Source organism: Yoonia sp. R2-816 (genome assembly GCF_046762905.1).
Taxonomy (GTDB): domain Bacteria; phylum Pseudomonadota; class Alphaproteobacteria; order Rhodobacterales; family Rhodobacteraceae; genus Yoonia.
Genome location: NZ_JBKQXN010000311.1, coordinates 218,918 through 242,640, shown reverse-complemented (window position 1 = coordinate 242,640; position 23,723 = coordinate 218,918). Strand labels below are relative to the sequence as shown.

Genomic DNA, 23,723 nt, shown 5'->3' with positions numbered 1-23,723 from the left:
CATTCCTAGATGTCAGAAAGCACCCTGATGGGTTTTGCTCGGTCGTGGGCGCACCACGCCCGCCGCAACCATCCGGCCAGAACCACCATCAGTAGATATAGCGGATCTGTTCGGTCCAGTACCGTTCCACCCGGCGCAATGACGCGGTGATGCTATCGATACCTTCCTGGTCCAGCACACCACGATCGACCAACCCATTGGCATGGGTGGCAAACAGCTTGCCCACCACCTGCCGCACACCGCGCCCCTTTTCAGTCAGGCGCACCCGGACAGACCTGCGGTCAATCTCGCTGCGTTCATGGTGCATATAGCCCATTTCAACCAGTTTCTTGAGGTTATAGGACACATTGGACCCCTGATAATAACCGCGGGTCTTCAATTCACCGGCAGTCACCTCATTGTCGCCAACATTGAACAGCAACAGGGCCTGCACCGCGTTGATTTCCAGCACGCCGACACGCTCAAATTCATCCTTGATCACATCCAGCAACAGGCGATGCAGCCGTTCCACCAATGTCAGGGACTCTAGATAGGACGCCATAAAGGTCGCGCTGCGCGCCTGGGCCATGCCATCCTGTTCAGGGCCGTCAAGGTCCGTATGAATACTCATTTCATCACTCCGTCTTCTGCTCGGAAATCTGCATAAGACGAAACAAAGAAAATTCAGTTAAACGATAAAATTGAAATTACTTACCTGAAAATCATGCAGGTCTGGTCACCCCATGGGCACCGTGGGCAATGCGCCCAATCAGATCGGTGTAGGTGTCAGGCACAGCAAACTGGCCACCGATCCAGCCATAGATATCATGGTCATTTTCAGCCAATAGCTGATCATACTGTGCCAGCTCGACCTCAGACATTGATGCCAGATGCGCGTCAGCAAAGGCAGACAGGATCAAATCCATTTCCTTGATCCCCCGCCGCATCGACCGCATTCGCAACCGTTTGATCATCGCCTCGCGGGTTTCTGTCATGCCTGTTCTTTCAACGCCGCACGCAAGCGCTTTTCCAACTGGCCAAGCTTTTCGCCCGACCCGACCATCTGCGCGCGTAACAGGCGCATTTCGGCCAGCAGGTCCAGCAGATCAGTTGACACCGGGGCGGCATCGTCAGGGGCGTCGGGGCCCTCGCCCTGCCCGGTCAAAAGCCAGCTCAGCGACACGCCCAGGATGCCCGACAACATCTGCAACCGGTTCGCCCGCGGCTCTTTCAGGTCATTCTCCCAGCCGACGATCACCGACGGTTTCACGCCGATCTTGGCCGCCAGCGTCTCTTGGTTCAGGCCCGCCGCCTCGCGGGCACCGGCCAGCCGATCCCCGAATGTTGCGGCCTCTTCGCTGAACCAGCCAGTATCGTCTGTCATCATGCCACCCTTGCGTTTAATTGCTCGCGCGTCCTATGTCACATGCAGCACAAACTTACCACCGGATGCCCCGATGACCTTTCTTTCTGCGACACTCGACCGCGTCAAACCGTCCCCAACGATTGCCGTGACCACCAAGGCCGCCGAACTGAAAGCCGCCGGGCGCGATGTGATCGGCCTGGGCGCGGGTGAGCCAGATTTCGACACGCCCCAGAATATCAAAGACGCCGCCGTTCGCGCCATCGCAGAGGGCAAGACGAAATACACCGCCGTCGACGGCATACCGGAGTTGAGAGAAGCGATCTGCGCCAAGTTCAAACGCGACAACGCGCTCGAATATGCCCCAACTCAGATCACGGTTGGCACTGGTGGCAAACAGGTCCTGTACAACGCCTTCATGGCCACCCTCAACCCCAGTGACGAGGTCATCATCCCCGCCCCCTATTGGGTAAGCTACCCCGATATGGTTCTGCTGGCAGGCGGTACGCCGGTGCCAGTCGAGGCGACGCTGGAAGCGAATTTCAAGATCACCGCGGCCCAGCTTGAGGCCGCCATCACCCCCAAAACAAAATGGTTCCTGTTCAACTCACCTTCAAACCCGACCGGGGCTGGCTATTCTTGGTCGGAACTCAAGGAACTGACCGACGTCCTGATGCGTCACCCGCATGTCTGGGTGATGACGGACGATATGTACGAACATCTGGCTTACGGCAATTTCAAATTCTGCACACCTGCACAGGTCGAACCGGGCCTCTATGACCGGACCTTGACAGTCAATGGAGTTTCCAAGGCCTATGCCATGACCGGCTGGCGGATCGGCTATGCGGGTGGACCCGAACACCTGATCAAGGCGATGCGCAAGGTGCAGTCGCAATCCACCTCCAACCCCTGCTCGGTCAGTCAATACGCGGCCGTCGAGGCCTTGAACGGCACGCAAGACTTCCTCAAACCCAACAATATAGTGTTCGAAAGACGCCGGGATCTGGTCGTCGACATGCTCAATCAGGCCCCGGGTATCATCTGCCCCAAACCGGAAGGCGCATTCTATGTCTACCCGTCCATTGCGGGCTGTATCGGCAAAACCTCTGCGGCAGGCACGTTGATCGACAATGATGAGGTCTTCGCCACGGCACTTCTGGAAGAAACCGGCGTGGCCGTCGTCTTTGGGGCTGCCTTCGGCCTCTCGCCAAACTTCCGGGTCAGCTACGCAACCTCAGACGACGCGCTGAGAGAGGCCTGCACACGGATTATCACCTTCTGCGAAGGTCTTTCTTAGGCGGCACCTGCCATCGGTCAAAGCCATCCGGCCTCATCTTCTTTAAAGTAAGGACTTCCTGACTACATGCTGCCCTGCAGCATGTGTATGTTGGGTGCATTCAGAACGACTATTTTATGACGACCCGACCTCTGCACAGACACATTATTGAACTTATATCTGGCGCGGCGGCACAACCATACGATCACAAGACGCGGGTCTAAGTACCCGCATTCGTTTAAGAAAATATATTCTAGTTTCAATTCACTTTCCAGATTCTGGAGAAAAAATCATGTTGTCCATACGTACGCCCCGTGCGGCCATACGCACGGCATCCATATCTTTCGGCGCCATTACAATTGCCACATCCGCCCATGCGCACGAGGCCTGGCTTCTGACCCCAGACGAAATTGTAGCGCTGGCGATGGAACCGATCCCTGCCATCTTCACCAGTTATCTCGTGCTGGGTCTGGCAGCCGTCATTGGCTGCATCGCCACCATGGCTGCACTTTTTGTCGAAGAACAAGTCCAACCGATTGAGGCACGGCTGGAACCGGCCCTGCAAACCGCTGCCTTCACCGTCGGCCCCCTCGTGCTGCGGCTGGGGCTGGCCAATATGCTGGCACTGGCAGCCACAGGCGGACTGCCCCGGCATGGCACGGCCATGTGGACGCAGCCCACGCTTCTGGTGCCCGACATGCAATTGTCGCTGGTACCGGGCTGGGACTTGCTGGTGCCTCTGCAAATCGGCATCGCCATCCTGCTGGTCGCCGGGTTGTTCACACGCGTCATCGGCGCTGTCCTGATCGGGGTGGTCGGCATCGGTCTGGCGGTCTTCGGGTCCAAATTCATGGCCTACGCCCCGCATTTCGCAGCCCCTGCACTGGTGCTGATCCTTGTGGGTGGCGGACCATGGGCGCTGGATCAGATCACAGGTCTGTCTACCCGCCTGACACCCCGGCCCGCCATCAGGCAGGCGATCTGGCGGCTGGCCCAGATATTGGTTGGCGGCGGTTTCGTCTACCTGGCGGTGGTCTACAAACTGACCCAGCCCACCCTGCTGATCGCGATCCTGCAACATGGTGAGATGCCCACATTCGGCCTGTCCTATCCGGTCATCGCCCTGATCATGACGGGGGTCGAGATCATCTGCGGCGCGCTCTTGATCGCGGGGCGACTGATCCGGCCCGTGTCACTGGTCATCATCGGGGCCATCACGTTTCTGGCTGTAGTTTTGGGCGAAACGCCGCTGTTCCACGCCAATCTCTACGGCACCATGCTGATCTTTGCGCTGGCGGGGCGGACCCTGCCAGCCAGCATCAGCGGCCCCACAGAATTACGGAGGGTTGCAGCATGAAACGCAGCACATTATCACGGATCACCCCCATCGCCATCGTCGCAGGCCTTCTGGCCAGCCTCGCGGTAGGGGCGCCCTCCTACAATACCAGCCACACGGCCCCGCGCGCGGTCTTTCTGTCGCTGCCCACTGACCTGCCCACCCCGCAGGTCGGCATGACAGCGCGGCAAGATCCATCCGGTAACTGGGTTCTGCAACTTGACACACGAGCGTTCCAGTTCGTCGAACTCTGCGTCCCTGACGCCGACGCGCTGCCCATTGGTCACGCCCATATTATCCGGGACGGTGTCAAGATCGCCGCCGCCTACCAGCCTGTCATTGATATCGGCAGACTGCCACCCGGACAGCACCGGATCACTGCCATCCTGCGCGGTCAGGATCACCGGGCGCTTCTGGGGGCGGATGGGTTGATCAGCACCGAAATCGTGATCGATGTGCCAAGGCTTGGGAACCAGATCTAAGGCCGCCGGCAAAGGCGCAACCAAGACTATTTGAATAGTCTTGGCAAAAATCTTCGAAGATTTTTGCAAGAAAAAACCCCGCCGCATTATCCTGCGACGGGGCAAATTTTGCGACCAAAAGGTCTGGACTTATTCGTCGCCCTTCAGCGCCGCACCGAGGATATCACCCAGTGACGCACCGGAATCGGATGAACCATACTGCTCAACCGCTTCCTTCTCTTCGGCGATCTCGCGGGCTTTGATCGACAGACCCAGCTTGCGGGTCTTGCTGTCGATATTGGTCACGCGCACGTCGACCTTGTCGCCAACGCCGAAACGCTCTGGGCGCTGTTCGGCACGGTCGCGGGACAGATCGGAACGACGGATGAAGGATTTGGCACCTTCGTAATCCACTTCGATGCCGCCATCCTCGATCTTGGTCACTTCAACCGTGATGATCGAACCGCGCTTCACGCCGCCAACGGCTTCAGCGAACGGATCGCCGTCAAGCGCCTTGATGGACAGCGAGATACGCTCCTTCTCAACATCCACTTCGGCAACCTTGGCCTTGACCACGTCACCCTTGCGGAAGTCACCGATCACATCTTCGCCGCGGCCTTCCCATGTCAGGTCGGACAGGTGAACCATGCCATCAATGTCGCCTTCAAGGCCGATGAACAGACCGAATTCGGTGATGTTCTTGACCTCGCCTTCAACCTCGGTGCCCTCAGGATGGGTCTCGGCAAAGACTTCCCATGGGTTGCGCTGTGTCTGCTTCAGACCAAGGGAAACGCGGCGCTTGGCTGAGTCGATTTCCAGCACCATGACTTCGACTTCCTGAGAGGTCGACACGATCTTGCCGGGGTGCACGTTCTTCTTGGTCCAGGACATCTCGGACACGTGAACCAGACCTTCAACACCGGCTTCCAGCTCAACAAATGCACCGTAATCGGTGATGTTGGTGACACGACCCTGATGCACCGAACCAAGGCCGAATTTCTGCTCGACCGCATCCCATGGATCGTCCTGCAGCTGCTTCATGCCGAGGCTGATGCGGTGGGTTTCCTTGTTGATCTTGATGACCTGCACCTTGATCGTCTCGCCAATCGACAGGATCTCGGACGGGTGGTTGACCCGGCGCCATGCCATGTCGGTGACGTGCAACAGGCCGTCAACACCGCCCAGATCAACAAACGCACCATATTCGGTGATGTTCTTGACGACACCGTCAACTTCCTGGCCTTCGGTCAGGTTGCCGATGACTTCGGCACGCTGTTCGGCACGGGATTCTTCAAGGATCGCACGGCGGGACACAACGATGTTGCCACGGCGACGGTCCATTTTCAGGATCTGGAACGGCTGCTTCAGACCCATCAGCGGGCCTGCGTCACGCACAGGGCGCACGTCCACTTGGCTGCCTGGCAGGAACGCAACAGCGCCGCCAAGGTCCACAGTGAAACCACCCTTTACGCGGCCAAAGATCGCGCCATCGACACGCTCTTCGTCAGCATAGGCTTTTTCCAGACGATCCCAGGCTTCTTCGCGGCGGGCCATTTCACGGCTGATAACGGCTTCGCCACGGGCATTTTCAACCTGACGCAGGAACACTTCGACAGTGTCACCAACGGCGATTTCAGCCTCTTCCCCGGGATTTGCGAATTCTTTGATATCAACGCGGCCTTCCATCTTGTAGCCGACATCGATGATGGCCTGGCCCGCTTCGATTGCGATCACCTTGCCTTTGACAACAGACCCTTCAGCGGGCGTGTCCATTTCGAAGCTTTCGTTCAAGAGTGCTTCAAACTCTTCCATTGTGTTTGCCATGTGGCGTCGATTTCCTAACGTTTGGTTTTATACGGGCCGCGCGGTTGTCTCCGCCGGTCTTTCAGATTGCAGTTTGGTCTGGCGTCATTCGCGGAACATAAAACAACAGGGCCGGTATGCTACCGACCCCGCTCAAGTCTCAAGTCCGCGCCTGTCTCGACGCTTCGACAGGGCGGCGTATAGGGGGGTTGCGCCTGTAATGCAAGGGGGATTACGGCGTCTGCGAAAGGGCCTGCAGGATCGTTTTTGCCGTCAGGCCGCAGAGGTCAAAGTCATTGCCGCGCAAAAACTGTTCAGTCACATGGCATCCGAAAGCGCAACCAGACGCACACGGATAAACCCGCTTACCCCTCGTCCCGCCATTGCCTTGTCCAGATGTCGAAACGTTCCATCGCCCGGCCGCAGGGTGCCAGCAGCACCAGATCGCCAGCATGGTCAGCATTGTCAGCATATTGCGTGCCAAATTCACGCAGGAGCTGCGCATCAGATGACCAGATCCGCCCCTGATCCTGCGCGGCCTGTCCAACGATCAGGCTGTATTGCTGCTCTTCTGTCATCCGTTCTCTCTTTCCTTATCCGCCTGCTTTGCGGAGCCGCCGCCTCGTCCCGTGAGTGGTGATTGAGCCCGGTGCCGGCGGCTCAGGCTGGTGCGGCGGCTCAGCAAAATAGGGGAAGCCAAAATCGTTTCATTCAGGTCATTTCACAGCGGCAGCGCCGCGCAAAACCGCAACTGCCGCATAAACTCTGACCTAGCCGAGCAGCGTTGCAGCCAACGTGTGAAGCATCGTGGTAATTGCGGTGAAACGCCGTTGGAATTGCGCGGAATGGGCAGGCCAGCCCGGCCGAGGGGTTGCGCCACAGGTTTTTTTGCTCAAAGCGGGAATAAGTTAGACTGCCCATACGTAACCCTTTGTGAAAGCCATATGACAAAGGGAAATTTTTAATGAAACTCAGATTGCAGATCACGTCACCCGACACCAACCGGCCAATACAAGTCAGGACTTTCACAACCGTCGGGGCGCGATCATGACCTACGCTTTTCCACACACGCCGCGCCATTATGACGGGCCACGCCAGCTTTGGGACCTTACTCCAGACCATGCGACGCCGCCGGCGGCGCAGACCTGCCGCAAGGATGTGTCAATGCATTACCAATACCCAGTTGAGATCAGTGTCCTTGGGGAGGTGAAGCTTCGCCGCGGAGGCGTCGACATTCCCCCCACATCATCACGCAAAACCCGCGCCCTTCTGGCCTATCTGGCGATGACAGGGCGGGCGCATCGCCGTGAGCACCTGTGCGAGCTGTTTTTTGACACCACCAATGATCCGCGCGGCGCCCTGCGCTGGTCGCTGAGCAAATTGCGTGCTCTGCTGCGGCATAACGGTTCATCGCCGCTGATGGCGAACCGCGACAGTGTTGAACTGGACATGACCGGTGTCGCGCTGGATGTGAATTTCGTCCGCGCCACCCATCACCGCCCCGATCCGTCCACGGACGACCTGCGTCGGGCCGCCAATCTGCTGTCGCAAAGACCGCTCGCCAGCCTCGATTTGCCGCGGTCGGAAGATTTCCAGGCCTGGCTTTTCGGCGAACGCGAAGAACTGCAAAGTATCCGTGGCAGCATCATCAACAGGCTCGCCTCCACCACGGACGTTGCAGATGCAGAGGCGATCAAATGGTTGCGGCTCTGGTGCGGTCTTGAGCCCTTCTCTCATGACGGTCCGCACGCACTTTGGCAAAAACTGTCCACGCTTGGCCGCAAGGATGAGGCGTCGGCGGTGCGCGTCCGCTATATGGCCCTGATGGGCCCGGATGCCCGTGACTGGCGGCCCGTCAATGACCCGATCCAGCCTGCCGACACATCCTGCCGGCACCGCCAGACCATCGGTTTTTGCAAGGCCGAAGACGGGGTCAGGATTGCCTATGCCAAGGTCGGATCGGGGCCACCCCTGGTCAAGACAGCCAATTGGCTGAACCATCTGGAACTGGATTGGCAAAGCCCGATCTGGGGGGATACGTTCCGAGCGCTGGCGACCGACCACACCTTTATCCGGTACGATGAACGGGGCAACGGGCTGTCGGACTGGGATGTGCCTGACATCAGCTTTGATGCCTTCCTGCATGATCTTGAAACGGTGGTGGACAGCCAGTCGCTGGGGCGGTTTCCGCTGCTGGGGATGTCGCAGGGCTGCGCGGTGTCCATCGAATATGCGGTCCGGCATCCTGAACGGGTCTCAGCGCTGATCCTGATCGGCGGCTATGCCAGTGGTTGGCGGATCGCCATGTCTGCCGAAGAACGTGAACAGCGCGAGGCGGTCCTGACCCTGACCCGGCATGGCTGGGGAACCGCCAACCCCGCGTATCGGCATATCTTTTCCCAAACCTTCATGCCCGATGCAGATGCCGACAGCCTGGCGTGGTTCGACGATTTCCAGCGCCAGACGACATCGCCTGAAAACGCGGTGCGTTTTCAAGAGGCGTTCGGTTCAATCGATGTCAGGCACCTGCTGCCCCATGTCAAAGCGCCAACGCTTGTCCTGCATGCCCGGGGCGACCAGCGCATTCCGCTCGATCATGGTCGGGAGCTGGCCGCAAGCATTCCCAATGCCCGCCTTGTGACCCTGGAAAGCAACAGCCACATCATTCTTGGCACTGATCCCGCCTGGCAAACCTGCATGAGCGAGATCAGGCAGTTTTTGCGCGAACACAGCTGAAACGTGCAGGAAATCGAAGGGCACACCAAAAAAATCGCGACGGGTCAGAATAAATCCAAGCTCTGAGGCGTAAACATTACAAGAGCGGCATGAATAGCTGCTCTGTTCAATGAAAACAGGAGCTTAGACATGAGACTGACTGCCGCGATTGCCCTTGGATTCCTTGCCGTAGGTTGTGGCGAAGCCTATGCACAATCCTATTACGGGTACAACGACACAGCCACACCCGTCAGTGCAGATGCCCCGTTGACGGCTGCAAACGGCATGACCCTCTACACTTTCGACAAGGATACAACGGGCGTTTCGAACTGCGATGACAATTGTGCCGTGAACTGGCCACCCTATCTGCCGACTGCAGGTGAGCCCGCATCCGAAGATGGGCTGACCGTGATCACACGGGCCGATGGAACACAGCAATGGGCCAAGGATGGCGCCCCCCTTTACTTCTGGGTTGGCGACACAGCACCGGGTGACACAAATGGCGACGGTGTCGGTGGTGTCTGGCATATCGCACATTAGGGTGACGGGTCGGATGGCCGGCATCACGCCGGCCCCATCGCTGCCAATCGCACCGGCAATCCATTGCCGAACAGGTGAAAGTAATACATTGAAACTTTTGCCGAAATCGCTGATGATGGGACTGATTTCACACGTCCTTTCGAAACCAGCGCGCGCGGTGGCGATGACCTCAGACCAGTTCAAGACTGACATGATCAGCCTGCTACCGCGATTGCGCCGTTTCGCGCTGAGTCTGACCCGATCCAAGCCCGATGCGGATGATCTGTTGCAGGACGCCTGTACCACGGCCCTGCAGAAATGGCATCAATACGACCCATCGCAGCCACTGGACCGATGGATGTTTCGCGTTTTGCGCAATCTATGGATCACCGAGATACGTAAACGCAAGGTAAGGCAGGGTGAAGGACAGGTCCCCGCCGAAGATGCAGCAGAGCTGCAGGTTGAAAGTAACATGGACGATGTACTCACAGCACAAACGGTACGCGGCAAGGTCAATGATCTGCATCCTGACCTCGCCCAACCGCTGATGCTGGTCTGTGCCGAAGGGTACAGCTATCGCGAAACGTCTGATTTGCTCGGCGTTCCGATCGGTACGGTGATGAGTCGCATTCACCGCGCACGCAAGTTGCTGGTATCAAGTTTGGCCGAGGGGGAGCGTGTGGCGCAATGACAGACCTGTCGCAAAAACTCAGCGCCTATCTGGACGGCGAGCTAGACCCGACCGAGGCCGAAGCAATCGAGGCACGCATTGCCAGCGATCCTGATGTGCAGGCCGAACTTGATGCGCTGATGGAAGCCGATGCACTGGCGCAGGAACAGTTCGCGGCCATGCTGGACGATCCGGTACCCTTTAATCTGGCCCAGCAAATCAAGGCCACCCCGATCCCCGAACGACCCGTTGCGGCCAATACGCCCAGCCGCCCGATCTGGGGCACCCTGGCGGCGAGCCTTGTGGTTTTCGCGCTGGGCGGCGTTGGGGGTTACGTTGTCAAAGGGCAAACCACCCCGCCGACGCAGACCGCCGGTTGGCTCGCCGCTGTCGCGGATTACCACGGCGTCTATGCCAGCCAGGGCCGTCATCTGGTCGAAGTTGGCGCGGACGAGGCTGAGCATATCGAAACCTGGCTCGGCAACACGGTCGGGGCCAGCTTTACCATTCCTGATCTGACCGAATTCGGTCTGACCTTCGAAGGCGGTCGCCTGCTGGTCGCCAATGGCAAACCGGTCGCGCAACTGATGTACCGGCAGCCGGATGGCACGGTCATCGCCTTGTGCCTGCAGCGCAGCAACAAGGATCCCAATGCGCCGGTAGAGTTCCGCGAACAGACGATCAATGGCTTTGATTTCGTGTCGTGGAGCGCGGATGGCGCAGACTATGTCGTGATCGGCCCGATGGGTGAGCCCGAACTGGACGCCATCGCGGCGTCCGCTGCCCTGGAAATCTGACCAACCTAACGCATTGATGGGGCGCGGTGGCCTTGCCAATGCATCCAGCGAGACGACAATAGCCTTCTGAAACTTGACTTGCTGAGGGCCCAAAAGTCCGGGCCGCTCTATGACCCAGCAAACCACAGACCACACAGCAGACCGATCAGAGAGGCTGAGGGCGATGACCTGCGTCATGCTGCCCTTAATCATCCTTTGCGGTCTGCGTGGTCTTTTGCTGCTCATCACGGGTGCTAATACCAATCTGGTGTCATCATTTATGTTGCAGCACCGGCCACATGGTGGCCGGTGCCGTTGTTGGCTATGTTCAAAAGGAAAAGCTGACGCTCAGGCTGGCCGAAATAGCCTCTTCCGCGTCGCGACCACCCAGATATTCCACATCGCCAATCAGCGTCAGCTGGTCGGACGCGGCAAATGTGGCACGGGCACCGACAAATCCGCCAAGGAACGTATCGCCGTCAGTTGGCGCGAAAGAGAACGTGTCGCTAATATTCGGCACGCCGCCTACGGACTGGATCACCTGCGCGTCAAAGTCATCCTCGCTGCTCAGTCGCCCGTCCAGACCGACGCGGAACTCTGCATCCAGACGGCCAGCGGTATAGCCCAGCGCCAGTTGGTGCCGCGCGCTGAGCGTCTGGGCGATCCGGCTGTCCACCCGTAGGTTGGACCCGGTCGTGCCGGTTTCCTCATAGGCGTCAAAGGCTGTCAGCGTGTAGTTCAGCGACGCCGATGGCCGCAACTCGAACGCGCCCAGCTGCTGAACATACCCGGTGGCGCTGACCCCGGCACTGACAAAGCTGCTGTCGACCGTCGCTGTGGCAGTTTCAAGCCCGTCAACAATTGTTGTATCCAGCACCAGCCGTTCGCTGTCATGGCTTTGGGCCCCGGCCAGCAGGTTCAGGGTATATTTACCTTCAGTACCCGGCACGGTGTAGTAGACCCCGCCAAAGAACGCTTCGCCTTCCAAACTGGAAGAGGCGACATCAGTCGTGATCTGGCTATTGGCCGCCCCAAAGACGAAACCCACATCGCGCTCGCCAACTGAACCTTCATATCCGGCCAGCACACCAGCAAATTCCTGTGAATATGCAAGGGCAAATCCATCGTCGGAATGGGTTTGGGTTTGCCCGATAACACCGGCCCACACCCCCGGCGACCCGGCATTGTCAAATATCGCACGCCGGGCGCTGTCGGTCAGCGCACCTGTCGCTTCGTTCAGGACCGAGGTCGCAGTGCTATCAATGCGCATCACGTCAATCTGGTCACCTTCGAACGTGACAAGCTCAGCATTGTAGGCCGCATCGATGTCAAATTCCTCAACCCCGAAGGTGGACACCCGCCAGGAGATATCCTCGGGCAGCACGAACCGTTCGAGCACAAAGGTGTCGCCCTCACCACCGGCCAGATCGAAGGTACCGACAAATTGCGATCCTTCCGACATCGTCACCGATTGCGCGCCAGCACCACCGCGGACCGCAGCATTCAGGCCTGTGCCCGCCGTGGTCACGACACCTGTGTTGAAGAACGTGGTGCCTTCGCCTTCCAAAAGCACCGCATCCGTTATGTCAGCCCCGGACGTGATCGCGCCCTCATTGGTCAGCGTGCTACTGGCGCCGGTCACAACAACCGTGGTGTTTGTTCCACCGGCAATGCTGATTACGCCGGTATTGTCGATAACAGCGTTCTCGCCGGTGGAAATCAGCCCGCTTCCGTCTGCACCATCGTCCGAGATAGTGCCAGTATTGAGGATCAGCGCATCCACACCAGACGAGAAGATGCCAGCACCTTCATCCTCGACCCCAATGTCGAGCAGGATCGTCCCGCCATTGGTGATACCGGCCCCGCCACCGGTGCTGTGGATACCGTTGGAGGCACTGGCATTGACGGTGATCGCCCCATCATTGGTTACGGCCGCGCCGTCACCTTGCGAGACGATCCCATGCGCCGCGTTACCGGACGTGGTGATATCGCCCCCGTTGACCACGGAGCTGGCGAAGCCGTCAAGCTGAATACCGTGAGAGCCAGACCCGGCAGTGTCGATAACAGCACCCTCTCTGTTGCGCAGGGCCGTCTCGTCTCCGGTCCCGACCATGCCGACGGATGTGTCACCTGTCGTTGCAATCAGATCGGTGTTGATGACTTCGGCCAGAAAACCCGTTGCGCTGACCCCGGCAGAGCCGTCGCCGGACGTGTTGATTTCATTATTATTCACAATCGCCGCTGCCTCACCGGTGGCTGCGACGCCGGTGGCGAAATCGCCGCTGGTGGCGATGCCACCGTCGTTGGTCAGCTCAATGCGATCGCCGATCATGTTCACGCCAGCGCCGTTTTCACCTGATGTCGCTATCACACCGGTATTGGTGATGCTGGAGTCATCGCCATTGGCCTGGATACCGTCAGAGCTGTCACCATTGGCCGTGATGTCGCTGCTGTTTGTGATGTCAGCGGTGCCCGTGGCCCGGATGCCATCACTGTTCTCACCGTTGGTCGTGATGCTGTTCTGGTTGTCGACCGTATGACCGGACCCATCGGCCAGAATGCCCTCGGCATTGGCGCCGCTCGTGGTGATTGTACCGTCGTTGCTGATCTGACCGTTGTTCCCGGTCAGCACAATACCGCGTGATCCGTCGCCTTCTGTAACAATGCTCGTCTCGGCATCATTCAAGATCTGCGCATCATTAGCCGTGACGTTGATACCGTCGCTGTCAGCGCCGGCCGTCTCTATCTGGCTTTCGTTTATCACAATGGCAGCAAGACCAGTCACCTGGATCCCATCGGCATCTGCACCTGACGTGCTGATCAGGCCCTCGTTCTGCACGATTGCCGTAAAGTCAAAATCCTCCACTTCGGTCAGCCCCGCCGTGACCGAGATACCTTTTGCGCCGTCAGCCGCGGTGGCAATCGAACCGTCATTGAACGCACCGCCGAGATCGGCATTCACCGTGATCCCGTTTGCATCAACACCTGTCGTCTCGATGGTGGCATCGTTGGAGACGACAAGAGCGACGCCTTCGGCAATGATCCCGTCGGCGCCAGTGCCAGCAGTGCTGATATTTCCATCGTTCATGACGATACCAGTCAGGCCGATGTCCTCATCAACTTCACCATCTGCCGTCAGGGAAATGCCTGCGGCATCGGCCCCGGTAGTTGTGATCGTACCTGTGTTTGCAACACCGGACTGATTGCCGGAAATATTGATGCCAATGGCACCCTCACCTAAGGTCGCGACACTGCCATCATTGAAGATACTGCCCTCGTCACCGGCGACCGCGATCCCGTGTGATCCATCGCCCTCGGTCGTAACAGTGCCGTCCGTGCTGTTAGTGACCTCGGCCCTGTCGCCGTTGACGCTGATCCCGCTGCTGTCAGACCCGGTGGTCAGGATGCTGTTGGCGTTGTCGACGTCTGCGTCATTGCCATCGACACGAATACCGGTCGATCCGACACCGGCCGTCGTGATTGTCCCGTTATTGTCGATGTCATTGTTGTTGCCGATGACCTCGATACCCTGCGAATCGTCGGCCGTGGTTGTGATGCTGGCATCAGCCGCGTTTTCGACGACGCTATCATTGCCTTCGAAGAAGATACCGTCGCTGTCCGCACCAATGCCGTCTTCACCGCCGGTCGCAATGGCCCCGATATTGGTAATGGTCACCTGTGTGCCAGGGTCCCCGACATTTGTGAAATCAATGCCCCGTGCCGCAACACCAGTTGTGGTAATCGCACCGGTGTTGGTCACGTCAACCGCACCGCCAACAACACGTATCCCGGCGGCGTCATCACCGTCCGTTATGACACTACCGGTATTGTCGATACTGCCGTTTGTTTCGAAAAAGCCGATCATGGCGATCCCTTCGGCATCATCGCCGAAAGTTTCGATATCGCCGCTATTGAGAATGACGCCGCCGCCATTGGCGATGCTGATGCCCTCAGCGTTCTCTGCGTCGGTCAGAATATTGCCAGTGTTGGTGACGGTATTTCCATCCCCGACGACAGTAATCCCGTCGCTATCCGCGCCGAACGTTTCGATCTCTGCATCGTTTATGACAGTGGCACCGGCCCCGGTGACACTGATCCCGTGCGCCTCGTCACCTTCGGTCTGAATGAAGCCATCTGCATTGTTGCTGATCACAGCGCCATCGCCTGTCACCGCAATCCCGGTTGATCCTGTCCCAGCGGTTTCCAAAATGCCGTCATTATCAATGTCAGCGTTGTCGCCGGTGACGCTGATCCCTTCGGAGTTGTTCCCGCTGGTCTCGATGCTGCCGCCGAACGCAGCCGTAACCTGCGCGTTGTCGCCGGTGACGCGGATCCCATCACTGTCTGCGCCCTGCGTCTCTATCGCCTGATCATTGATGACAACGGCGTCATTCCCTTCGACAACGATCCCCTCGGACTGATCACCGGTGGTCAGAATGCTATCGGCATTGATGATCGTGGCCCCGGCACCTGTCACGGAAATCCCGGCGGCACCTGTGCCAATAGTGTCCACAATACCCGCATTCTCGACCTCCGCATTATCCCCGATGACAGAGAGACCGGCCGCATTATCACCATCGGTAATAACCTCGCCGTCCGCGGTGTTCGTGACCTGCGCGTTGTCTCCCCGGACATCGATACCGTCGCTATTCTCGCCGGTCGTCGCGATATCCTGCGCATTGGTGACCACCGCATCATTGCCTTCCACGCGGATGCCCTTGGCGATATCGCCATTAGTTGAGATGCTGTTGGTATTGTTGATGAACACGCCATTACCGAACGCCGAGATACCGTGCGACAGACGCCCGTCAGTATCAATGCCACCGTCATTTTCGACAACGGCGTTGGCGCCACTCACGGATATCCCAACCGAAGTATCGCCGGATGTGGACACTGACCCGCTGTTGATAGCTGTCCCATTGGCGCCCCGTACGTCAATACCATTCGACTGATCGCCCGATGTCGTCACACTACCACTGCTGTCGACAAGATAGTTGGATCCGCTTACGAGGATCCCGTCCGCATCCCTACCAACTGTATCGATGCTGCCACTGTTTTCGATAACGACGTTTCCGGCACTACTCCCTGTCTGCACGATGATGCCAAAACCGCCATTGCTGTCGGTCGTCAATGTACCGCTGTTGGTGATGGTCGAGTTGCTGCTGCCCGATACGATGCCTGAATTGTTCACGCCCGTGACATCGATCGTGCCAGCATTGTCGATGTCCAAGCCAGGGATGCCGTTTGCGTCTACACCATCGTCCGTATCGACAATCAGGCTACCGCCCGCCTCGATGGTCAGACTGTCACCGGCGGTATTCAGCACGATCGGATCAGTCACCACCTCGCCATCAGCGATGACCTGTTGGGCCATCGCGGGCTGATAGCTCAGCAGGCCAAGCATCAGGGCAAGAGGCGATACCAAGCGGGACGGCGCGATTGCGGTGAACGGGATGGCCTGTTGGCCGGTGTGCGTGCGAAAAGTGTGTGTCATGTTTTATCCGTTATCTTTCAAAATGGCGCCGCAGCGTTTCGTGCGGCTCACGACACTGACGCGCGAGCCGGGGGTTTTATTCTCGGTTTGGGAAAAAAGGGACTGGCTATGTTTAGTGTCGGGGGTGCTGGCCTCCGCTATTGCGCGCTGGCGCGCGGGCCATAGGCAACTGGCAGGCGGCCCAGCAGGAACGGCAGCACCGCCAGAACCCGCGCCCCACGCTCCAGCCCGGCCCCAATCAGATGACGCCCCTTGCGCGGCCAGAACAACAGCAGGGCAAGACCGGCCATCAGACTAGCTGCGCCAAAGACAACATGGCGGTTCAGTTGCAGGAACATGCGCATTACATGTCCGCCCCCGCTGCTCGTGAAACCCAGTCTGCGGTGGTGGCGGGCCACCTGAAAGGCGGCCAACTGCGTGCGCCACGACCGCCGCAAGCGATAGCCCAGTGTCGCACGGGGTCCTTTCCAGTCCTCGAATGCAACCGCATCAGGCAGTGCAGCCGGAACCCAGCCACAGGCACGTTCCGCACGCAGGAAAAACTCCAGATCCTCACCGCCGCTTTCGTTATAGGCAGGGTGAAAGCGCAAGCCTGGACCATAAGCGGGATCAAAGACCCGACAGTGGAGCGCGAAATTGCTTGATGCCATCACTACCGGTCGCGCGCCACGCGGCTTGCTGGGCAACTGGATCGGCTGCAAGAAGCGGCTAAGCCCGTCATCATAGACATAACGGCAGGGCGCGATCAGGATCGAGCGGCCCAAGGTCTCCATCCCGTCGATGAAACGGGCGAGCCAATCCTGCGCGACCCATTCATCATCATCAACACCAACGAACCAGTCGGCACCACGCGCGGCAGCCTCATTCAGCGCACGATTGCGCGCGTAAACCAGACCGGCACGGGCTTCATGAACCACCGTCACCGGAAACGGGCCCGACAGGCCGACCAGCGCATCGCGGGCCACCGGATCATCATTGTTGTCGACCACCAGAATTCCCACGTCATAGCCCGCCGGGGCAGGTTGGGCGCTGATACTATCGATCAGGCGACGCAGCAGCACGTTGCGCTGCCGCGTGCAGACCCCGATCAAAAGCCGCGGTTGAGGGCGGTGCATTCTCGCCCCTTTTGCAGCCCTCTTGACGAGGAATTCAGCCCAGTCGTCAGGACGCTGCACTGTCATCATCATCCCCTGACAGCACGGCAACACCGGCCAGCACGGCAATGATGGCCACGGGAATGACCCAGCTTGGTACGCTGCCCGACGGCTCGTCAGGGCTCATGACGATTGGCTGCGTTTCGACCACCGCGTCGGCCAGCCCCCCGGCATAGGCCGACACTGCGGCAATCATCAAAATGCCGGACCCGGCCAGCAGCAATTTCATCAGTTTCATTTCGTTATCCTTCTTTCTTCTTGAGTTGATGGCGGCTGAACCCCGTGCGTCGGGGCCAGACCGCCGGAATGGGCAAGCCATGCAGTCAAAGCAGGGGCTGATCAGAAAAAGTGGTAGTTCACGCCAATGGTGACAGTGTCGGCCTGAATACCGAATGTGCCGAACTGATCGTCATCGCCGACCTCATCCACTGTCTGGTCATCCGCCATGTAGGACAGGTATTCAGCATTCACCGACAGGTTGTCCGCGATCATCGATTCAACGCCAAAACCCACAACCAATGCTTCATAGGGGTCATCAAGCACCCCACTGTCGGAATCGGCGTCGTCACATGCCAGCGTTTCATCGGTATCGATGATCGCCACACCGGCCGTTCCGTAGAACTGGGTGTTTCCAGTGGCCAAGCCAACGCGACCCCGAACAGACCCCAATGCGTTGACGGCGGTTTGGTGTGTTGCCGGTTCGCAGAAATCAGTTTCAAATTCTTCGTCAAAAGACGTCGTGCCGATACTGACGACAGCGCCGTAAACCAAATTCCCGCTTTGCCAATTGTAACCGGCCTGAAGGTTTGACACACCGGCTGGCCCATCGTTTCTGGAATAGCCAAAAGCGGCTTCTTCATCGAAATCGTGAATTTCACTCTCGATCATGCCGATGCCGATATTGGCCCCGACAAATGCGCCCGACCAGTCGGCATCCTGTGCCACCGCCTGCCAGGGCAGCAAAATGGCCGCCGCGCTGATCAGGCAGCGTGACGTTAACAGTTTTGAAATAGTCATCATCGATGATCCTCTGATAAATCTGGAACGTTCGAAAAGCACCCGCGCAGAATCGCAACGGGCGTATCAGAGGTGTTTCTAATGTCTGATCGTTTGATCAGGCGTTTGAAAGGGCGTGGTAATTTCACCCGACAACCATTGGAATGGCGATAAAATCGTCTTCAGACGGTGATGTGCTTGGCTGATGCGCTAGGGCTGCAACGTCAAACCTGATCCAGCGCCGTCTGCACAGCGGCGAAATAGGCACCGACTTGCTGGCCATCGACCAAGGCGTGATGCACCTCCAGCGTCATTGCCATGTCCCAGCGCCCGCCCTGATCAACAAACTTGCCCCACGACACACGCGGGATGCAGTCATCCGGACCGGGCAGCGCGTTGTTGATCGATGTATAATCCAGCCATGGCATGCAGGACAGATAGGCCAGATCGTCGCGCGCGCCTGCATTGGCGTCCAGTGCACCACCCTCTGCCGCTGCAGTTATCAGGGCGGCGGCCCTGGCATCAAACGCGTCGAAATCCGGCTGATGGGGCACGTAGGCATAGTTAAAACTGCCCGCCTTGGTCGGCACCGTCATCGACAGCTCCACCCCATCATGTCGAACAACCTGATCCCCGCGAAACCGCATGCAAAGCTCCGGCACCGCATGTATTCCGGCCCCGATCGCGTAAAGGCAGGCCCGGTACGGTGAAATTCCGTCAGCCTTGCGCCCGATCACATGGGTCACGTCCAACCGCGAGGTAACGGCGTAATGTGGTTTCTGATAGGTCCGGAAAAACCGGAACTGATCCGCGCGCGGCCACTGTTCCAGATCGACAAGCTCAAACCCCATGCGCAGGCTCCTTTCAGCGCCAGCCTACTGTCCGGCAAACTGAAGGAAAGCCCCAAATGGTCGTCGCGTGTCCGGCAGCCCACCCGCGTCGCTCGTTTTCCGGGGGTGATGTCTGGCTCTTTGGGTAGCGGCGGGGGGCTAGATGTCCTGACCCCGCTCCAGCAATTCTTCGATCAACTGGCGCTGCAGGTCACCGCTATCTCCTGCGCCAAACTGCGCGGCACCACCGCTGTAAAGCGTGCCATAAGTCTTTGCGACATTGACTGTCTGGGCCAGACCAGAGATCAGCTGATCCTTTTCCAGTTCCGCAAAAGGATGGATGAAAACGCCCCATAGCCGGCCATTGGCAATGGCATAGCGCGCATCCAGCGCGCTGTCGAAATTCGCCTGCATCACGCGCATCATTTCCTCCGGTGTCATGCCATCAGCCGAACGGATCGGCACCATCGCCCGCATCCGGTTGGCCCTGACATCCGTCACGATCAGAACCGGGATATCATCAATCGTGAACTCAAATCCCGGCCCCGCGACACGCGCCTCGGGGTCAAGTGCCGCCACAATCTCAGCCATGCGTGGCAGGGTCATATGTGGCTCGGCCTCGCGGTCCTGCGCTTGCAGGCTGGCGGGGATCATCAGGGCGATCAGGGCTACGGTACGGATCATGGGGCAAACTCCTTTTCAGGCATAATAGCCCTGCAGCCGTAAAACAGCCTAAGCAAGCTTTGGTGAAAATTTGCAACATGGACCGTGCGTTGAGGTCCGACGTTTTGCCGACGCAAGTCCGACGCTTATCCGACAGCCCTTTTTGCCGCCTCGACAACCGCCACAGCACGCGCCACAGCCGCGTCAATCGTCAGGTCAGACGTGTCAATAATGACCGCATCACCAGCAGCAAACAGCGGCGCCGTCGCGCGGCTGCTATCGCGCGCATCGCGTTCTTTCACATCCGCCAGAACCTGTTCCGGCGTCACGTCCAACCCCTTGCCCGACAGTTCCTTGAACCGCCGATCTGCCCGGCATTCCGCGCTGGCAGTAACGAACAGTTTCACCGCCGCATCCGGGCAAATCACCGTCCCGATATCGCGGCCATCCAGCACCGCACCACCATCGCGGATGGCAAATTTCCGTTGAAAATCAACAAGCGCGCTGCGCACATCGGCGATCACGGCGACCTCGCTCGCGGCCTGCGCCACCGCCGGGGTTCGCAGGCTGTCATCCTCCAGATCGACCGGATCAAGCGCGCGCGCCACCGCCACCGGATCACCCCCCGCCAGCACCTTGGCCCCGACAGCGCGATAAAGCAGCCCGGTATCCAGATGGGCAAAGCCGAAATGCGCGGCGACCGCCTTGGAAATCGTACCCTTGCCCGCCGCTGCCGGCCCATCAATCGCCACGGTGAATGTCATCGGACCCTCATCAAAAACTGCTGATCCGCCAGTTAGTTAGGGGAAAACCATCAAAAGGGCCGCCCATGCGCATCACACTTCTTCACCCCCCGCATACATCCATCGGCAGCCGCATTCCACGCGAAAATCTGCCGCCCTTCGGACTGCTTTGCGTGGGTGGCCCGCTGATTGATGCCGGTCACGCTGTGCAACTGATCAATGCCGATATCGGCCCGATGCCGGATCTGGAAATCCTCACCCAGGTGATTCAAAGCGCGCCGAATGTGGTCATGATCGGGCATTCCGGCTCCACCTCGGCCCATCCGACGGTCGTGCAACTCGCGACAGAGATCAAAGCCTGCCTGCCCGATGCGACCATCATCTATGGCGGCGTCTGGCCCACATACCATTGGCAGGATGTCCTGAACGAATGCCCCGCCATCGACATCATTGTGCGCGGCGAGGGCGAGGCGACAACGCCGAAACTGATCATCGCCCTTGACAGAAATCTGAATGAAATCAACGGTATCGCCTACCGGCGCGACGGGCATCCCCACGTCACACCCCCTGCCCAGATGATCGCCAATCTCGACAGCAACCGCATCGGATGGGAGCTGATCAACTTTGCTGATCACAGCTATTGGGGCGGCAAACGATCCGTCATCATGCAATTCTCGCGCGGCTGCCCGCATCTGTGCACCTATTGCGGGCAGCGCGGGTTCTGGACCAAATGGCGGCACCGCGATCCGGTGAAATTCGCCGCCGAAATCGCATGGCTGCACCGCCAGCATGGGGTCGAACTGATCAACCTGGCAGATGAAAATCCAACCACCTCACCCAAAGCGTGGCGCGTCTTTCTTGAGGCGCTGATCGCCGAAGACGTCAATATCCAGATCGTGGGCAGCACCCGGGCGGATGATATCGTGCGCGACGCCGATATCCTGCATCTTTACAAGAAAGCAGGCGTCATCCGGTTTCTCATGGGGCTTGAAGGCACCGATGAGGCGACGTTGAAAGCGGTCAAAAAGGGCGGCACCCGCGCCAAGGACCGCCAGGCGATTGAACTGCTCCGCGCCCATGGGATCATCGGGCTTTGCACCTTTGCCGTGGGGTTTGAAGAGGAAACGGACCGTGATTACTGGCGGATACTCAAGCACTTGCTTTCATACGATCCTGATCAGGTGATGTCGGTCTACGCCACACCGCACCGCTGGACACCCTTCTTTCAGACCGTCAAGAACCGGCGTGTGATCGAACACGATCAGCGCAATTGGGACTACAAACATCAGGTGATGGAGGTACCCGCCGTCCCGGCCTGGCGCGTGTTCCTCTGGGTCAAACTGATCGAGATTTGCCTGCAGGCCAGGCCAAAGGCGCTCTACCGCAGCTACCTGCACCCCGATCCCGATATCCGGCACGCAATGCGCTGGTACACGGCCATGGGGCGCCGGGTCGTCCTGCGCGAACTTTTTGAATGGCTGCGCCGCAGGCGCCGCCCCGGCCCAACAGTGGCTGCATTTCTGGGGGCGGACGCCCTGCCCGAACAGGCGCTTAGCCGTTCGAACGCACGATTTGTGCGCCAAGTTCCGCCATCAGCCCCTCGAATATCGGAAACGACGTCGCAACCGGAGAACCATCATCGACCGACATCGGCTTCTGCGTCGCCATCCCCATGACCATGAACGCCATGGCGATCCGATGATCCAGCTGGCTGGCCACGGTCGCCCCGCCCGGCACATTGCCATGGCCCAGCCCGGTGACCTTCCACCAATCGGGGCCTTCCTCCACGGTGACGCCGGCCGCGCGCAGGCCTTTGGCCATCGCATCGATCCGGTCGCTTTCCTTGACCCGCAGTTCCTTGACACCCTGCATATCGGTGACGCCCGTCGCAAAAGACGCAACCACCGACAACACAGGATATTCATCAATCATGCTGGCCGCACGAGCAGGCGGCACAGCGATACCTTTCAGCTCGGGCGAGAACTTCGCGCGCAGATCGGCGACAGGCTCGCCCCCTTCCTCGCGCATATTCTCATAGGTCAGATCGGCGCCCATTTCCTGTAGCGTCGTGAACAGCCCCGCCCGCGTAGGATTCAACCCGATATTAGGAACCAGCACATCCGATCCCGGCACGATAATCGCCGCACAAACCGGAAACGCGGCCGAGGACGGATCACGTGGAACAACAATAGTCTGCGGCGTCAGTTCAGGCTGCCCATCAAGGGTAATCACCCGGCCTTCATCCGTTTCCTCAACGGTCAATGTAGCACCAAAGCCCTGCAGCATGCGTTCGGTATGGTCGCGGGTTGCTTCCTTTTCGATCACGACCGTCTGGCCGGGCGCGTTCAGACCGGCCAGCAGGACGGCCGATTTCACCTGCGCCGATGGCACAGGTACCTCATAGCGGACCGGCACAGGATCAGCGGCGCCCACAATTGTCATCGGTAACCGCCCCCCGCTGCGCCCCACGGACTGCGCGCCAAATAGCGCCAAGGGGTCCGTGGCCCGGCCCATGGGTCGGCCATTCAGGGATGCATCGCCCGTGAATGTCACTGTAATCGGCGACGTGGCCATGGCCCCCATGATCAGGCGCACACCGGTGCCGGAATTCCCGCAATCAATCACCTGATCAGGCTCGGCAAACCCGCCAACGCCCACGCCATGCACCGACCATTCGCCACCCCCATGATCGGTCACCGTCGCGCCAAAGGCGCGCATGGCCTTGGCCGTGTCCAGCACATCCTCACCTTCCAGAAGGCCCGTGATATGGGTTTCACCCACGCTAAGCGCGCCAAGGATCAGCGACCGGTGCGAAATGGATTTGTCACCAGGCACGTTGGCCACGCCTTTGAGCGGGCCGCTGCGCCGGGATGTCATGGGAATGGGGGTGCCGTGACCGGACATAAGCGCCTTCCTCTTGTTCTTCCAAGGCGTCTTAGCCGAGG

20 protein-coding genes and 1 pseudogene are annotated in these 23,723 nt (G+C 59.0%); 8 read left to right on the top strand and 13 right to left on the bottom strand.

All coding sequences use genetic code 11. The features are described 5' to 3' along the window. Positions 1-88 precede the first annotated feature (88 nt). The 3 genes from ACFWW2_RS19015 to ACFWW2_RS19005 form a co-directional block, all read right to left on the bottom strand. Positions 89-610, bottom strand: coding sequence for a MarR family winged helix-turn-helix transcriptional regulator (locus tag ACFWW2_RS19015; RefSeq protein ID WP_393930685.1), 522 nt, complete (start codon positions 608-610; stop codon positions 89-91). Between the two features lie 91 nt (positions 611-701). After that, on the bottom strand, positions 702-974 hold the full coding sequence (locus ACFWW2_RS19010; protein ID WP_393930683.1) for a succinate dehydrogenase assembly factor 2: 273 nt from the start codon (positions 972-974) through the stop codon (positions 702-704). Next, positions 971-1,366 (bottom strand): multiprotein-bridging factor 1 family protein, encoded by a 396-nt coding sequence (locus tag ACFWW2_RS19005; RefSeq protein ID WP_393930681.1) that lies wholly within the window; start codon positions 1,364-1,366, stop codon positions 971-973. The genes ACFWW2_RS19010 and ACFWW2_RS19005 overlap by 4 nt, the downstream gene beginning before the upstream one ends. Before the next feature lie 70 nt (positions 1,367-1,436). Here ACFWW2_RS19005 and ACFWW2_RS19000 point away from each other — a divergent pair, with 70 nt between their 5' ends. The 3 genes from ACFWW2_RS19000 to ACFWW2_RS18990 all read left to right on the top strand — a co-directional run bounded on the left by ACFWW2_RS19000 (position 1,437) and on the right by ACFWW2_RS18990 (position 4,436). Continuing rightward, positions 1,437-2,639, top strand: a complete 1,203-nt coding sequence (locus ACFWW2_RS19000) for a pyridoxal phosphate-dependent aminotransferase (RefSeq protein ID WP_393930679.1) — start codon at positions 1,437-1,439, stop codon at positions 2,637-2,639. Positions 2,640-2,910: 271 nt separating this feature from the next. Then, complete coding sequence (locus tag ACFWW2_RS18995) at positions 2,911-3,975, top strand: hypothetical protein (protein WP_393930677.1); 1,065 nt, start codon at positions 2,911-2,913, stop codon at positions 3,973-3,975. Further along, positions 3,972-4,436 carry a hypothetical protein gene (locus ACFWW2_RS18990; protein ID WP_393930675.1) on the top strand — a complete coding sequence of 155 codons (465 nt, stop codon included), beginning with the start codon at positions 3,972-3,974 and terminating at the stop codon, positions 4,434-4,436. The genes ACFWW2_RS18995 and ACFWW2_RS18990 overlap by 4 nt, the downstream gene beginning before the upstream one ends. 129 nt (positions 4,437-4,565) lie before the next feature. On the opposite strand, the gene rpsA is transcribed toward ACFWW2_RS18990, so the two are convergent. Together rpsA and ACFWW2_RS18980 are read right to left on the bottom strand one after the other, a co-directional pair. After that, entirely contained in the window at positions 4,566-6,239 is a 1,674-nt protein-coding gene (rpsA, locus tag ACFWW2_RS18985; protein WP_393930673.1) for a 30S ribosomal protein S1, read from the bottom strand. A gap of 344 nt (positions 6,240-6,583) precedes the next feature. Further along, complete coding sequence (locus ACFWW2_RS18980; protein ID WP_393930671.1) at positions 6,584-6,796, bottom strand: hypothetical protein; 213 nt, start codon at positions 6,794-6,796, stop codon at positions 6,584-6,586. A 469-nt stretch (positions 6,797-7,265) separates the two neighbouring features. Here ACFWW2_RS18980 and ACFWW2_RS18975 point away from each other — a divergent pair, with 469 nt between their 5' ends. The 4 genes from ACFWW2_RS18975 to ACFWW2_RS18960 all read left to right on the top strand — a co-directional run bounded on the left by ACFWW2_RS18975 (position 7,266) and on the right by ACFWW2_RS18960 (position 10,919). Further along, positions 7,266-8,954, top strand: coding sequence for an alpha/beta fold hydrolase (locus ACFWW2_RS18975; RefSeq protein ID WP_393930669.1), 1,689 nt, complete (start codon positions 7,266-7,268; stop codon positions 8,952-8,954). A 129-nt stretch (positions 8,955-9,083) separates the two neighbouring features. Further along, positions 9,084-9,473, top strand: a complete 390-nt coding sequence (locus ACFWW2_RS18970) for a hypothetical protein (protein ID WP_393930667.1) — start codon at positions 9,084-9,086, stop codon at positions 9,471-9,473. 112 nt (positions 9,474-9,585) lie between these two features. Next, on the top strand, positions 9,586-10,143 hold the full coding sequence (locus tag ACFWW2_RS18965; protein ID WP_393930665.1) for an RNA polymerase sigma factor: 558 nt from the start codon (positions 9,586-9,588) through the stop codon (positions 10,141-10,143). Beyond that, the gene (locus tag ACFWW2_RS18960) at positions 10,140-10,919 is read left to right on the top strand and encodes an anti-sigma factor family protein (RefSeq protein WP_393930663.1); all 780 of its coding nucleotides are present in this window, start codon (positions 10,140-10,142) and stop codon (positions 10,917-10,919) included. Before ACFWW2_RS18965 ends, ACFWW2_RS18960 begins: the two co-directional genes overlap by 4 nt. Before the next feature lie 307 nt (positions 10,920-11,226). Here ACFWW2_RS18960 and ACFWW2_RS18955 read toward each other — a convergent pair whose 3' ends face one another. The 7 genes from ACFWW2_RS18955 to ACFWW2_RS18925 form a co-directional block, all read right to left on the bottom strand. Continuing rightward, positions 11,227-16,392 (bottom strand): beta strand repeat-containing protein, encoded by a 5,166-nt coding sequence (locus ACFWW2_RS18955; RefSeq protein ID WP_393930661.1) that lies wholly within the window; start codon positions 16,390-16,392, stop codon positions 11,227-11,229. A gap of 137 nt (positions 16,393-16,529) precedes the next feature. Continuing rightward, entirely contained in the window at positions 16,530-17,507 is a 978-nt protein-coding gene (locus ACFWW2_RS18950; protein ID WP_393930659.1) for a glycosyltransferase family 2 protein, read from the bottom strand. A 46-nt stretch (positions 17,508-17,553) separates the two neighbouring features. Next, a complete protein-coding gene (locus tag ACFWW2_RS18945) occupies positions 17,554-17,784 on the bottom strand; it encodes a hypothetical protein (protein WP_393930657.1) in 231 nt (76 codons plus the stop codon). A gap of 101 nt (positions 17,785-17,885) precedes the next feature. Continuing rightward, entirely contained in the window at positions 17,886-18,563 is a 678-nt protein-coding gene (locus tag ACFWW2_RS18940; RefSeq protein ID WP_393930655.1) for an outer membrane protein, read from the bottom strand. 203 nt (positions 18,564-18,766) lie between these two features. Next, complete coding sequence (locus ACFWW2_RS18935; RefSeq protein ID WP_393930653.1) at positions 18,767-19,393, bottom strand: CatA-like O-acetyltransferase; 627 nt, start codon at positions 19,391-19,393, stop codon at positions 18,767-18,769. Between the two features lie 138 nt (positions 19,394-19,531). Then, positions 19,532-20,056: a hypothetical protein gene (locus tag ACFWW2_RS18930; RefSeq protein ID WP_393930651.1), complete on the bottom strand. Its 525-nt coding sequence runs from the start codon at positions 20,054-20,056 to the stop codon at positions 19,532-19,534. A 125-nt stretch (positions 20,057-20,181) separates the two neighbouring features. Beyond that, positions 20,182-20,799: a (d)CMP kinase gene (locus ACFWW2_RS18925; protein ID WP_393930649.1), complete on the bottom strand. Its 618-nt coding sequence runs from the start codon at positions 20,797-20,799 to the stop codon at positions 20,182-20,184. Between ACFWW2_RS18925 and bchE the strand changes: the two are divergent. After that, a pseudogene (gene bchE / locus ACFWW2_RS18920) lies at positions 20,793-22,220 on the top strand (magnesium-protoporphyrin IX monomethyl ester anaerobic oxidative cyclase); the annotation flags it as partial. The gene ACFWW2_RS18925 and the pseudogene bchE overlap by 7 nt on opposite strands. Positions 22,221-22,329: 109 nt before the next feature. Here the strand turns inward: bchE and aroA are convergent. Beyond that, positions 22,330-23,682 (bottom strand): 3-phosphoshikimate 1-carboxyvinyltransferase, encoded by a 1,353-nt coding sequence (gene aroA, locus ACFWW2_RS18915; protein WP_393930647.1) that lies wholly within the window; start codon positions 23,680-23,682, stop codon positions 22,330-22,332. Positions 23,683-23,723: the final 41 nt, after the last annotated feature.

Coding starts and splice junctions, on each gene's coding strand:
- ACFWW2_RS19015 (WP_393930685.1), bottom strand. CDS start 610: ATGAGTATTCATACGGACCTTGACGGCCCTGAACAGGATGGCATGGCC.
- ACFWW2_RS19005 (WP_393930681.1), bottom strand. CDS start 1,366: ATGATGACAGACGATACTGGCTGGTTCAGCGAAGAGGCCGCAACATTC.
- ACFWW2_RS18965 (WP_393930665.1), top strand. CDS start 9,586: ATGATGGGACTGATTTCACACGTCCTTTCGAAACCAGCGCGCGCGGTG.
- ACFWW2_RS18945 (WP_393930657.1), bottom strand. CDS start 17,784: ATGAAACTGATGAAATTGCTGCTGGCCGGGTCCGGCATTTTGATGATT.
- ACFWW2_RS18950 (WP_393930659.1), bottom strand. CDS start 17,507: ATGCACCGCCCTCAACCGCGGCTTTTGATCGGGGTCTGCACGCGGCAG.
- ACFWW2_RS18970 (WP_393930667.1), top strand. CDS start 9,084: ATGAGACTGACTGCCGCGATTGCCCTTGGATTCCTTGCCGTAGGTTGT.
- ACFWW2_RS18995 (WP_393930677.1), top strand. CDS start 2,911: ATGTTGTCCATACGTACGCCCCGTGCGGCCATACGCACGGCATCCATA.
- ACFWW2_RS18940 (WP_393930655.1), bottom strand. CDS start 18,563: ATGACTATTTCAAAACTGTTAACGTCACGCTGCCTGATCAGCGCGGCG.
- ACFWW2_RS18990 (WP_393930675.1), top strand. CDS start 3,972: ATGAAACGCAGCACATTATCACGGATCACCCCCATCGCCATCGTCGCA.
- ACFWW2_RS18935 (WP_393930653.1), bottom strand. CDS start 19,393: ATGGGGTTTGAGCTTGTCGATCTGGAACAGTGGCCGCGCGCGGATCAG.
- ACFWW2_RS18930 (WP_393930651.1), bottom strand. CDS start 20,056: ATGATCCGTACCGTAGCCCTGATCGCCCTGATGATCCCCGCCAGCCTG.
- ACFWW2_RS18980 (WP_393930671.1), bottom strand. CDS start 6,796: ATGACAGAAGAGCAGCAATACAGCCTGATCGTTGGACAGGCCGCGCAG.
- ACFWW2_RS19000 (WP_393930679.1), top strand. CDS start 1,437: ATGACCTTTCTTTCTGCGACACTCGACCGCGTCAAACCGTCCCCAACG.
- ACFWW2_RS18975 (WP_393930669.1), top strand. CDS start 7,266: ATGACCTACGCTTTTCCACACACGCCGCGCCATTATGACGGGCCACGC.
- ACFWW2_RS18960 (WP_393930663.1), top strand. CDS start 10,140: ATGACAGACCTGTCGCAAAAACTCAGCGCCTATCTGGACGGCGAGCTA.
- ACFWW2_RS18955 (WP_393930661.1), bottom strand. CDS start 16,392: ATGACACACACTTTTCGCACGCACACCGGCCAACAGGCCATCCCGTTC.
- rpsA (WP_393930673.1), bottom strand. CDS start 6,239: ATGGCAAACACAATGGAAGAGTTTGAAGCACTCTTGAACGAAAGCTTC.
- ACFWW2_RS18925 (WP_393930649.1), bottom strand. CDS start 20,799: ATGACATTCACCGTGGCGATTGATGGGCCGGCAGCGGCGGGCAAGGGT.
- aroA (WP_393930647.1), bottom strand. CDS start 23,682: ATGTCCGGTCACGGCACCCCCATTCCCATGACATCCCGGCGCAGCGGC.
- ACFWW2_RS19010 (WP_393930683.1), bottom strand. CDS start 974: ATGACAGAAACCCGCGAGGCGATGATCAAACGGTTGCGAATGCGGTCG.